Source organism: Mucilaginibacter sp. Mucisp86, from assembly GCF_047324315.1.
In the GTDB taxonomy this organism is placed as follows: domain Bacteria; phylum Bacteroidota; class Bacteroidia; order Sphingobacteriales; family Sphingobacteriaceae; genus Mucilaginibacter.
The window spans coordinates 3,315,460-3,329,314 of sequence record NZ_CP168503.1 but is presented as its reverse complement, the minus strand read 5'-3'; the positions used below and the strand labels follow the sequence as shown (position 1 = coordinate 3,329,314).

Sequence of the window (13,855 nt, the reverse complement as noted above, 5' to 3'; positions counted from 1 at the left end):
TTAAAAATTCGCGTTTAATGAGAATCCAAAACTCCTGGTAGCAGGTGATGAACCTTCATCAACACCTTGCCTGTACCATTTGTCGCCAATTGGCGCTTCAGGATCAAGGTTCTTAAGTGTGCGGTACACATACAATAAGTTTCTTCCTACTAAAGAGAACCTTAGGTTGTTCAGGTGCAGCGCTTTGTTTACGCTTGCAGGCAACCTGTAGCCCAGCACAACTTCACGCAATTTCACGTAGTTGTTTTTAAATACTGCGTTTTCGTTTACAGAGTTTTCGCCCCAGTCATAAGTATTCAGGTAGTATGAAGCAGCGTCAACAATCGTAGTGTTTTTCTCTCCGTTTTCATTTACACCCGGAAGTATAACACCGTCATTATAGGTTTTGCCTCCGTTTGGAGCAGTACCCAAATGTTTGCCACCATTGCCATCAATGTAATAAGCTAAACCACCGTGGGCAGCATCACGATACTGTAAAGTACTTTCGTACATACCTGCAGCAGTACCATATTTCAATGGGTTTGACACCATTTTACCGCCGAAACGATAATCAACCAATACATCAAGAGAGAAACCTTTGTAGTTGAAAGTGTTGGCAATACCACCTACAATTTTAGGCTGTATATTACCTACGTTCACATACTTTGATTTATCAATAGTGTATAAACCATCGCTGTTTACAATCTTGTTGCCATTAGCGTCTTTAGCGATCGGGTAAACCAATATATTACCTATAGGTTGGTTTGGCTGGGCAACAACTAATAATGCAGATTGATCACCGGTGTAGAAGGTAAGCCTGTCAAAACCTGGCGCAAGGTTGTTTACTTTAGAATGGTTAACAGCAAAGTTTAAACGCACATCCCAGTTAAATTTACCGGTTATCGGTTTACCGCTGAAACCAACTTCCAAACCATCGCTGTGTAACGTTGCAGCATTAGCTAATAAGCTTGAAGCACCTGTTGTTGGCGCAACGTTAAGCGCCATAATTACATTTTTAACCTGGTTGTTGTAGTAAGTGAAATCCAAACCTAAGCGGTCTTTCAGGAAACGGGCCTCCAAGCCATATTCCTGCTCGTATTTCATCTCTGGTTTTAACTGCAGGTTACCATAAGTAGCATCAAAAGTAAGTTGAGTTACTGAACCATTTTGTGTTTGTAATGATGACTGGTTGTACAATACGTTAGGAACATATCTTGGAGCTTTGTTACCAACCACGCCGTATGACGCCCTTAATTTTCCGTAGCTGATAAACTCAGGCATTTTAAACGCATCTGTAAATATGAAGCCCGCGTTTACCGATGGATAAAAATAGGTATTGTTTTGTGTTGGAAGTGTTGAAGCCGACTCGTTACGTGCAGTACCTTCTAAAAACAGGTAATTTTTGTAATTAAAGTTCATGATTCCGAAAAAGGCCTGGCTTTTCAGGTAACCGCGGGTTGCGCTTGTATTTGGCACACCGTATGAGTTAGAGATAGAAAAGAAGTTTTCGGTAACCAAACCACCATTAGTACCAGAAGATTGATCGCGGTAAGTTTCGCTGCGTGAAGTGTAACCACCGCTAACAGACAGGCTCAGGTCTTTGGTCAATTTTGGCGAATAGGTTAACAATAAGTCACCGTAAGTAACAGAATACTGCCCTTTGGTAACACCATAATAACCAGTGCTTGATGAACCGTTAAATGCGGTAGGATATTCATTGTATTGTTGTGACTCGGTATTACGGCCGGTGTAATCACTGCCGATACGTCCGCGGAACTTTACATTTTTAAGTACGTCCCAGTTTAAAGTAGCACTGGTGATCAAACGATTTTCGTTTTCATCTTCGCTGTTCTTTAACTGTGTCCAGAAAAAGTCCATAATATCGGCACCGCTCATATTGTATTTGAAAGCTTCAGCTGGGTTTCTGGCAGCATTAGCAAGCGTTACGTATTTATAACCTTCAGATGTTTGGTAGTTATCCAGCAATACATCCGCTTTTTCCGAACGGTTTAAGAAGCCACCAAAGTTGGCTAAAACACGACCTAACTGGTACGGACGGTTATGAGTTAAAGTATTTACATAACTCGCAACGATGTCTGTGCTTATTTTGTCACTCAATTTAACTGTAGTATTTAAGTTAAATGAGTTTTTTTGCTGCTTTTGACCGCGCTGAATACCGGTATAATCCAAACGGGTTGCCGATAAACGGTAGTTAACCTTATCAGTTTGGTTTGATATAGCGATGTTGGCGTTTGAGCTATAGCCTGTTTGAAACAGATCTTTGTAGTTATTTGGCTGCGGAGTATAATCCCTGATCTCACCATCCCACCATCTGATCTTCTGACCTTCCATTTTAGGGCCAAATTGTGCATATGAGCTAAAACGTGGCCTGTAACCTGACGGTGAATTAGCATCAGCTAACCAGCCATCTTCGGTAAAACCACCTGCAAGGTTGGTAGCACGATCATAACCCGGGCCATAAACGTTTTGAAAATTTGGAGTAAACGCTACTTGCTCTGCAGTACCTACATAGTTGAAATCAACACCAAGGCCCCTTGATTTTGAACCTTTTTTGGTGGTGATCACGATAGCGCCGCTCATAGCGTCAGATCCGTAAAGCGCTGTTGCACTCGCACCTTTCAATACGGTAAGGCTTTCGATATCCTGTGGGTTGATATCAAGAATGCCATTACCCCTGATGCGCTGATCAGACCAGTAACCGTCGTTATTTGAACCACCGGCACCCGCCTCACTGTTGTTACGGATAATAACACCATCCACAACGTACAGCGGTTGAGTGTTGTAGTTAAGTGAGTTGATACCACGGATCTGCACGTTTACAGCACTGCTTGAACCACCCGGAGCAGTAGTAATTTTAACACCAGGAGCTTTACCGTACAATGCCGAAGCAAAGTTGGTATTACCTGCCTCGGTTAACTGTTTTGCCGTAATGGTAGTAGTGGCATAACCCAGGGCTTTTTCCTGGCGCTTGATACCGAATGAGGTAACTACAACTTCGTTTAACTCGCCTTTACCTGCGGCCAGCGTTACGTTGATCACGGAATTATCGCCAACAGTAACTTCTTTGGGGGTGTAGCCTACAGATGAAAATTTAAGTACCGTGCCTTTAGCAACTTTAATGCTGTAAGCACCGTTTGCGTTGGTTTGCGTACCATTTGTGGTACCCACTACCGTTACAGTTACGCCAGGTAATGGCCCGGTATCATCGCGCACCACTCCTGTAACATTTGTTTGGGCAAATAAATTTGCCGAGATAAAAAGGGGCAGTAGCAGGACCACCCACCTTTTCAAGTTTAGATAAAATTGTTGCATGAAAATTGATTAATTGAGTTAAAAAAAGCTCTTGGGTATATTTATGCAGGTTCGGAAATACCGGCCTGCGGACTAAGTTTATATAGGTTTTCAATCACCGTGGTTACGCCCCCTAACAGTTGTGCGTTGTTGCCAAGGTTTGAAACCGCCAATTGGGTGTAAGTGGTTAAGTGTGGGATGCAATGCTCATTCATGGCCTGCTGAATAGGGCTAAGCCATAATTTGCCTATAACACTTCCCTTCCCGCTTAAAATAATACTTTCGGGATTCATCAGGTGCAGCAATATGGCCAGCCCCTGACCAATAAAATAAGCTGCTTCCGAAATTATTTTTATAGCGAATGCGTCGCCTTTGAGCGCTTCGGTAATGATATCATCTGCCGATAATGTATCATATTTTACCAGGCTGCTAACTTCGCCTTGTTTTAAGCCTTCAACGGCTTTGGCTTCAATAGCAAGCAAAGAAGCCTCTGTTTCTAAACAGCCCTGCTTGCCGCATGAACATAACTTTCCGTTTTTATGAAGCGGCAGGTGGCTAAACTCTCCCGCAAAACCGCTATGCCCTTTAAATATCTCTTTATTGATGATCATCCCCAGGCCAACACCCCAGCCAAGGTTTATGATCATAGAGTTATTACGGGCGATGGGAAGGCCAAATTTTTGCTCGGCCAGGGCTATAGCCGTCGAGTCGTTTTCAATAAACACAGGTAGCCCGGCTTGTTTGGTAATGTAAGTTACCAATGTTTCTTCCGGCGATTTAAGGAAGCTCAGGTTATTACCCAAAAACGCATCAATAAAACCCGGCATGGTAATACCTATAGCTAAAAATTTATCTTTTGGCAATCCTGAGTTAACAACTACGGTCTGGATACAGGTTATCAATGAATGGATAGCATCCTTGTTATCGTTCAGCTTTAATTTAAACTCCTGCACTTCGCCTACAAACTCATTACTCATATTGACAATTACAATCCTTGTCAAAAACTGGTTCATAGCTACCGAAATGATAAAGCCGGTTTCGGCTATCAATGAGTAGGTTGCGGGTTTCCTACCGCCACTTGAGGCCCGTATGCCAACCTCCTTTACAATATCTAACTTAATTAAATCAGCTATCCCTTTGGTTACATAAGGGATGCTTCTGCCTGTGTAAATACTCAGGTCATTAAGGGAAGCAGCCTTGCTGTAATACAGCCCTTTAATAAGGTCGATATTCTTGAGAAACATATAGCAGGGGGTTTATATCTGCATATTTAAATAAATTAATTTAATAACCAAAGAAAACTTTTTATTTTTTTTAAAAAGTATAGTAAAGATTTATAAAAGCAATAATTACTTTTGAAAATGAGAAGAAAACTATCACACCTTTTCATGGTATTATTTACCATGTTATACACGGGTTATGCACAGGCGCAACACCGTGTAAATCCTGATGAAATCAAAGAAAAAATGCAATGGTTTGCCGATGCCAAACTGGGCATATTTATTCATTACGGCATCTATTCGGTAAAAGGAATTGATGAAAGCTGGAGTTTTCATAACAAAAAGATCAGCTATCCGGATTATATGAACCAGCTAAAAGGCTTTACAGCCGATCAATATAAACCAGATGAGCTGGCAGAGCTAATAAAAGAAAGCGGGGCCCGCTATGCGGTAATGACTACCAAACATCACGATGGTGTAGCGCTATGGAACAGCAAATACGGCCCGCTGAATGTGGTGAAAAAAACTCCTGCAAAAAGAGACCTGTTAAAACCACTATACGATGCCTTGCGTGCACATGGCGTAAAAGCAGGAGCTTACTTTTCGCTTATTGATTGGAGCCATGTCGATTATCCGGGTTTTTTGAAAGACAGCAGCAGGTACCAGGTTAGTTCCCAACCGGCGAAATGGGCCAAATATTTAACCTTTATGAACGGGCAGCTTGATGAACTGGCCAAACAATATAACCCCGACCTTTGGTGGTTTGACGGTGATTGGGAACATAGCGCCGAGGAATGGAACGCATCGGCAGTGCGACAAAAACTATTAGGTTACAACCCCAACACTATCATAAACGGACGCCTGCAGGGCTTTGGCGATTATGACACCCCTGAGCAAAACTTCCCGGTGTCAAGACCTAATTACAAATGGTGGGAACTTTGTATGACCATTAATGATAACTGGGGCTATCAGCCACAGGACACTAATTTTAAAACCCCTTATGAAATCATCAGCATTTTTACTGACGCCGTAAGCTACGGTGGCAACTTACTGCTGGACATTGGCCCTAAAGGCGATGGCAGCATTCCGCCGCAGGAAGTGAACATGCTCAAAGAGCTGGGTGCCTGGAACAAGAAAAATGGCGAAGGTGTTTTTAATACCATAGCCGGCATGCCACAGGGCCACTATTACGGTGCGAGTACCTTGTCAAAAGATTCAACCACGGTATACCTGTTTGTTCCGGCTAAAACAAGTGCTCCGGTATTGGTGAAAGGATTGAAAAACAGCATCAAAAAAATAAGCGTTCTTGGCAGCGATACACCACTAACCTATAAAATCGTTGGCAAAATTTCATGGAGCGCGGTACCGGGCTTATTGTACATCCCAATTCCTGAAAGCCAGCAGGATAAGTATATGTCGGTAATAAAAATTGAACTTAACGGCAAACTTGACCTTTATCATGGCAAAGGCGGATTTCTGACCAATGAATAACAGAAAAGCCTAAAGCTAAAAGCGGAAGGCCTAAAGCCTTTATATCTGCACAACTCCTATACCCTGATATCAATTTATCAAAAGCCTGTAATTAATTGCAGGCTTTTTTTTGCCAGTTGTTTCGATATTCGTCTATCATGATTAAAAAAATATGATAAGTAACTAAATTTTACAATATCACCATACAGTATTAACCTTAGCATTCATTCTTCAAAAAAACATCCTAATTAATAAGTGTTTTATATTTCACAATTAAAGTAATAACTTCATACTGAGTAAATTCGACTACTGAAACCTGCATTCAACCTAACTTAGTCATGTGTAAAGCTTTACTTTTATTGAGTTTAGTTTCTGCTTTTTTTACTCCGGCAACACGGATAACCGAGCCAACAGTGCTACCGGATCATCATAGTCAAAGCAATATAATAACACCCTCTTTTGTTAAATTTAACTATAGCCGGATAAGTAAAATAAAACCGGGATCTGCGGCACCTGATATTGCAGTAAGCGCAGCAAGCGGGGTAATCTCGGCCTGTATTGGCTCACCCTCTGCAAGCACACAGCAATTTACCGTTTCAGGAAGTGACCTTACAGGTAATATCACTGTTACTGCACCTGCAGGCTTTGAGGTTTCAATTAACCCCGCCGGTGGCTTTACCAATACTTTTTTCCTGGTTGCACAAGGCAGTTCGGTAAGCCAAAAGACAATATATGTACGCATCAAAGCTGCGGGTGCCCCGGCTAACCTCTCCGGCTTTGTAACATTAACTACACCGGGGGGTACTACAAAAAATGTCGCCGTAAAGGGTATTATCGATAGCCCTCCAACGGTCGATAATATATCAGATATTACTTTTATTAACGGAGACAATACCACCCAGGTAAACTTCAGCGGTACCGGGAATACTTTTTACTGGACAAATGATAAACCCGCTATTGGCCTGCCTGTAAGCGGACAGGATAATATCCCTTCCTTTACCGCCGCAAATACCGGCTCCAGCCCTGTAGTGGCGCACATCAGTGTAACATCCCAGAAAGCCAACATTGCCTATGTGCCCGATTATGCTTCGAATACGGTTCTGGCAATTAACACCACAAACAATAAAGTTATTGCCAATATTCCCGTGGGTGCCAATCCAAGATTCGTTGCCATTAGCCCGGATGGGAAGAAAGTGTATGTTGGCAATGTATCTGGCAGAAGTCTTTCAATTATCAACACGCAAACCAACCAAGCTAAGGACATATCGATTTTTGATAACCCCACATCGTTGGTATTCAGTAAGGACGGAACCAGGGCTTACGTTGCCGGTGAAAGTGGCGAATGTACTGTTATAGATGTTGCAAATGATGCTGTATTAACGGCACTTACATTTCCTTCGGGTGGGGCCGGGATTGCCTTAAGCGACGACGGAAAATGGATTTATACCACCAACCTCGCAAATGGTGATATACGGATTTATGATACCGGTAACAACCTCCCGAGCATCAATATTCCGGCCCAGGGGGCACGCTATGCTGTTACAAGCCCGGATGGAAGCAAGGTTTACTTCACTGGAAGTTACTCCAATTGTGTTTACGTAATAGATGTCGCCACCAATACCCTTTCAGCAGTTATCGGCTTAACTGCTGATGCAGAAGGAATCGCCATAAGTCCTGATGGCACCCGTATTTATGTTACCAATCAAACTGCGGGTACTGTAACCATAATCAATGCTACTGACGACGCTGTTATGACCACCCTACCCGTCGGGCAATCACCCGAAGGTTTATCCATTACTCCGGATGGTAAATATGTATATGTTGCCAATGCTGGCTCCGGCACCTTGTCGGTTATTAACACATCAAATTATACGGTCTCTGCCACCATACCATGTGGTATATTCCCTTATGTTGTGGGCAATTTTATAACACCCGGCATAAATACCTGTACCGGTAGTCCAACCAATTTTAAGATCACGGTTAACCCCTCGCCTACCACTATTACGCCAGGAACAGTTGGGGGGCTTATTACCACGTGTATAGGCGCCCCTTCAACAAGTTTTCAGCAATTTACAATATCTGGCAACAATTTGTCGGGGAATATAACTGCTATGTCTCCCGCAGGGCTGGAGATCTCATTCAGTCAAACCAGTGGTTTTGCCGGTGTTTTAAATATTACACCAACCGGCGGCGCAGTTACCAATAAGGTAATTTATGTTCGTGCAAAAGCATCGGGCACGGCGGCTAAACTTTCGGGCAATGTGGTTTTAAGTACGCCAGGAGCAACCAGCAAAAGCGTAGCCGTAAAAGGTGTAGTTAACGACCTGCCTACTACAGATGCCACTGACAATCCGGTATACAATAACGGCGATATAACAGCCGCCATTAAATTTACAGGCACAGCTAATACTTACACATGGACCAACGATAAGCCATCAATCGGTCTGGCAGCAAGCGGCACCGGTGATATCCCGTCTTTTACCGCTATAAATACCGGCATACTTCCGGTAAAGGCCAACATTACAGTTACACCTTCTTCTGACGGATACTTATACCTCGCCGGAGCAAATAATATGATCCTGGTAGATGCCGATAATAATAAACAAACAGGAACTATCAATACCGACGGGCAGCCAATCGGAACAACGGTTAGCCCTGATGGCACCCTGGTGGCCATTACCGATTACAATGCCAATGCTGTCAAATTTATTAATACAACTACCCATAAGGTGGTGTCAACTGTTAATAACGTTTCTACCCCTATAGGAATCTGTTTTAGTCCGGATGGAAAAAAGGTTTATGTAGTCAACGAGCGTACCTCTAACGTTACCATCATAGATGTAGCCACAGCCACAGCCGAACCACCTATTTATGTTGGGTTTGGCCCCTATGGCATAGCCGCAAGCCCTGATGGTTTAACTGTTTATGTTGGCAGTACCGGCGAAAATGCGATAATTGCTATTAATACCCAAACACATCAAACAAGCCAGATCAAAGTAAATTTTGGCCCTACAGGGGTTGCGGTGAGCCCGGATAATAGCCGTGTATATGCCACCAGCGCACAATACAACGGATCGCTCAAAGTAATAAACGCGGCAACAAAAACAGTTATAGCTAACATTCCCGTCGGCGATGTATCTACCGGTGTTTGCGTTAGCCCGGATGGTAAACGAGTGTATATATCCAATACACTGAGCAACAACGTGATGGTAGTAGATGCCGAGCTCAATAAAGTAATTGCTACCATACCCACAGGCAACCACCCTTTTGGCGTATCCATAACTCCCGACGGAAAATATGTTTATGTAGCAAATGAAGGTTCAAGTGGTGTAAATATTATCAGCACTGCTACTAATTCAATAATTAACACGATCAACGTAACCGGGCAGTTGAGCAAAAGCTTTGGAAGCTTTTTTGTCCCCGGAACCGGATGCACGGGTATACCAACTAAATTTACCATAACCGTAAACGGAATTTCGGTTATCACAGCCAGTACCGTTACGGGTATTATTTCAGCATGCGCCGGTTCGGCATCAACAAATACGCAGCAGTTTAAGGTATCCGGCAATAACTTATCAAACGACATTACAGCCACAGCGCCTGCCGGGTTCGAAATGTCGTTAAGTGAGACCAGCGGATTTGCAAATACCGTAACCATTGTGCAAACGGGCGGCACTGTAACGGATCAAATTGTTTATGTCCGTTCGGCAGCATCAGGCACTTCGGGTAATATTTCCGGCGATGTAGTGCTCAGCTACGCCGGGGTATCCGATAAAAAGGTTACTGTAAATGGGGTGATCCGTCCGTTGCCAATCGCCAATCAGGTAAATGATCAAACTTTTAACAATGGAAGCATAACAGCTGCCATCAACCTTACCGGAACAGCAACAACTTATACATGGGCCAACGATTTACCTTCTATTGGCTTGCCCGCCAGTGGAAGCGGCAACATACCATCATTTACGGCCGTTAATAACAGCCAGGCCGTAGTTACCGCAACCGTCACTGTAATACCTTCGGATGCTTCATGCCAGGGCAATTCCATGAGCTTCAAAATCAATATAAAGCCGGCAATTCCAACCTTAATAAGCAGCGCAGTAACCGGTAATATTACAGCATGCCAGGGCTCACCTTCAGTCAGTCCGGATATTCAAAAATTCAACGTTACAGGTGCAAACCTAACCGGGGATATGCAGGTAGCGGCACCTCCAAATTTTGAAATATCACTTAATCCAAACACAGGATATACCAACGCACTTACGCTGGCACAAAGTGCCGGAAAAGTTGACAATACAGAAATTTATGTACGAATAGCAGATATAGCCCCCGCCGGCAATATTTCAGGCAATGTGATATTGTCATCTGCCGGCGCCACAGATCAAAGTGTACCTGTAAACGGCACGGTGCAAGCCCTGCCTGTAGTTGATGCGTTATCTACTCAAACCTTTAACGACGGAGCTGCAACAACACCTATACATTTCACAGGCACGGCAACTACATACACGTGGACCAATGGGAACCCGGCTATCGGCTTGCCTTCTAATGGCAGTGGCGATATCCCCTCGTTTACAGCCGTCAATAACGGGCAAACGGTGCTTAGCGCAACCATTACAGTTACGGCGCTAAATGCAACATGTACAGGCAATTCTACAATCTTCAAAATCAATATTATTCCAACTCCTCCATCCCTGACAACAGGTGCTGTAAGCGGAAGCATTACTGCATGTCAGGGATCAGCATCTTCCAGTCCGGATCTCCAGCAGTTTCCGGTAACAGGCAATAGTCTTGTAAGCGATATGCAGATAGCAGCCCCTGCAAATTTTGAAATATCTCTTAATCCGGCCACCGGCTATACAACTATGCTTACACTCGCACCAACAGCCGGAAAAGTTAGCAATACTATTATTTACGTACGTTCTTCGGCCTCCGCCCCTGCAGGCAGTAGCTCAGGAGTAGTTAGTATTTCATCAGCAGGGGCCACCGATAAAACAGTTAATGTATCTGGCAATATTAACGGATTGCCCATCGTCAATCCTATGCCACCTTTTGCTTTTAACAACGGCTCGGCTACAACAGTCATCAATTTCTCCGGTACAGCTACCACTTATACATGGGCAAACAACATGCCTGGCATAGGCCTACAGTCCACTGGCACAGGCAACATACCATCATTTACGGCCGTCAATAATACAACAAACCCGATTACGGCAACTATAACCGTAACGCCATCAAGCGGGTCGTGTACAGGAAGCCCTGTTATTTTTAATATTACTATTAAACCTACCCTTGTACCTGCAATAACATTTACAAGCAACTTATCATCGCTCAATACAGTTTACGGCACACCATCCGCTTCGGGCAGCTTCAGTGTATCGGGAAATAATCTATTATCCGGCGTAACAATCACTCCGCCTGCAGGCTTTGAGGCAAGTACAGATGGTATAAATTTTAACAACACAGTAACCATAGGTAGTGCAGGTACACTTACCGGCACCACTGTTTATATCAGGTTGGCGAAAACAACCACCGTTGGCAGTTATTCCGGTAACGTTTCGTTAAACACCAGTGGTACGGCAAATATTTTGCCTGTACCTAACAGCACGGTTGTCCCCGCCTCTGTAATAGTTACCGCAGATAACAAAACCCGCCCCTACCGCTCAGACAACCCTCCATTCACCGTCACATACAGCGGCTTTGTAAATAACGAAAACGAATCGGACCTTATAAAAAAACCGGTAACAGGAACAATGGCCACACCAGCATCGGCTGTTGGAGAATATACCATTTCATTTGCAAGCGGAGCGGAATCGCCTAATTACACCTTTACCTATGTAACCGGAGTGCTTACCATAACACCGGCAGGAGTAGTTGTATTTAACACCTTCAGCCCCAACGGCGACGGAATAAATGATACCTGGGCTATAAAGTACATTGAATACTATCCAAATTGTACCGTAGACATATTTAACCGCTGGGGAGCCAGGATATTTTCGTCTATTGGTTATGGCAGGCAGTGGGATGGCCAGTTGGGTGGGAGCCCGCTGCCCACCGGCACCTATTATTATGTTATCAACCTCAAAGATAAATCGCCGGTAAAGTCGGGTTGGGTAGCTATAGTCAGATAAAATCGCGCCGATAACACACTAATTAATATAAATTCAGAAGCACGAACAACCCTTAATTCTCACTTTATTATGCGGATAAACCGTATCAGGCAAAAAAAATTCAACTTTTTTTTCCATTAAAACAGCCACGCAGCCGCGAAGTGCCTTTGCGGATCAAGCGTATCGACAACAATGTATCTTGCTTTTAATCAATAGTTTACAATAAATTCGTTTTGTCAAACCAATTGCCCGGTATTCCAAAACTACTGTAAGACCGTATGCTAAGCAAAAAAAATGCCGGGTCAGATTAACCCGTAAACGGCTTGTTTTTATGGCATTATGCCGGGAATAACAATTATAAACTAAAAACCAATTTATGAACAACAAACCAAAAACTACCTGTGTAACCCTGTTGGGTTTAGCCCTTTTTGTGGCTCTATTTTTCACTTATTGCACTAAAAAACAAGTGACACCGGCGGCGGCAGACAAGAATGCAACCTCATCGGCATTAAAAACCCAGGCTACCGGCTTTATCCACCCCGGGATCCTTAACACTCAACAAACACTTGATTATGTAGGCCAGCAAGCAAACTCAAACGATGCCAACCGGCTGGCTGCCTATCAGTTTGTGCTCAACTACTGCAACAACCACAGCCCCAGCGGTGCGTATAAAGCTACCGTACAGGTTGCAGGCGGCGTTACCACACCCGATGAAATTGCATTTAAAGGCGATGCTTTGCTAAGCTATGCCCTGGCACTGCGCTGGGCTAAAACCGGTACCGCCTCCTATGCAACCACTGTAAAACAAATTCTTGACGGCTGGGCCAATAGCTTTCAAAATTTCAGTGTAACCGGTTCACAGCCTAACCAGGCATCGCTTGAGGCTTCATGGGCGGCGCCTACCTTTGCAGCCGCTGCAGAAATTATTAAATACTACATTCCGGCCAGCGGTGTTGGCGGCGGCTGGACCACTGCCGAAAACACGCAGTTTGTAAACTTTCTGAACAACATGAAAGATAATTACATCAATAACGTGCCCAACTTTAACAACAACTGGAACGTATCTGCCGGATACGCAAAAATGGCTATAGGTGTATTTGAAGACAGCCAAACTGTATACCAAAACGGTATCACAGCTGTAAAAACCGTATTGCCTAATGTAATAGCATCTGATGGTTCAATGAATGGCGAGATCTGCGGATCACATAATGACTATGTGCACTATCAATACTCGCTTACAGGATTAAGCTATGCCGCAAACATCGCAGGCATCCAGGGCGATCTGTCTATTTACTCGGCAAGCAGCAGCCGTTTGTTAACCGGGTTTAATTACCAGTACAAGCTGATGCACGGCACCGTATCACCACCATGTTCGCCAAACGGCAATGTTAACAACCCAATCTGGCCGGGCATTGAGGTGGCTAACCGCCATTACGGAACTACCGAAACCAGCTACATCGCCAGCAATTATGTATGCGACAGCAATGGTTTGCCTAATGGCGATATTGGCTTTTTATGCTGGACAAACTACACGCATAACAATGTGCCAACTACTTTTTAACAAAACATCGACTTAATTAAAATCTTGTTGAAGCTGCCCGTTTATGACTGACCTCATTAGCGGAGCAGCTTTTTACTTTAATAAAATCAAAGGCCACAGCACTATCATGCAAAGCATAAAACTGACATAATAACCACGCTCTGAGGCTACAACAGACAAAAGGACGTAAAATCGCCACAATTAATGATCTTTTAAAATAGGGAATGCAA

Annotated in this window: 5 protein-coding genes; 3 read left to right on the top strand and 2 right to left on the bottom strand. The window is 43.7% G+C overall.

What is annotated here, in order from left to right; all coding sequences use genetic code 11:
* Window positions 1-3,312, bottom strand: a complete 3,312-nt coding sequence (locus ACEN9X_RS14090) for a SusC/RagA family TonB-linked outer membrane protein (RefSeq protein ID WP_413670968.1) — start codon at window positions 3,310-3,312, stop codon at window positions 1-3.
* A 41-nt stretch (window positions 3,313-3,353) separates the two neighbouring features.
* A complete protein-coding gene (locus ACEN9X_RS14085; protein ID WP_413670967.1) occupies window positions 3,354-4,535 on the bottom strand; it encodes an ROK family protein in 1,182 nt (393 codons plus the stop codon).
* 117 nt (window positions 4,536-4,652) lie between these two features.
* On the opposite strand from ACEN9X_RS14085, the gene ACEN9X_RS14080 reads away from it, so the two are divergent.
* The 3 genes from ACEN9X_RS14080 to ACEN9X_RS14070 all read left to right on the top strand — a co-directional run bounded on the left by ACEN9X_RS14080 (window position 4,653) and on the right by ACEN9X_RS14070 (window position 13,646).
* Window positions 4,653-6,002, top strand: coding sequence for an alpha-L-fucosidase (locus ACEN9X_RS14080; RefSeq protein ID WP_413670966.1), 1,350 nt, complete (start codon window positions 4,653-4,655; stop codon window positions 6,000-6,002).
* A 317-nt stretch (window positions 6,003-6,319) separates the two neighbouring features.
* Complete coding sequence (locus tag ACEN9X_RS14075; protein WP_413670965.1) at window positions 6,320-12,106, top strand: gliding motility-associated C-terminal domain-containing protein; 5,787 nt, start codon at window positions 6,320-6,322, stop codon at window positions 12,104-12,106.
* Window positions 12,107-12,461: 355 nt separating this feature from the next.
* A complete protein-coding gene (locus ACEN9X_RS14070; RefSeq protein WP_413670964.1) occupies window positions 12,462-13,646 on the top strand; it encodes an alginate lyase family protein in 1,185 nt (394 codons plus the stop codon).
* The last annotated feature ends 209 nt before the right edge of the window (window positions 13,647-13,855 follow it).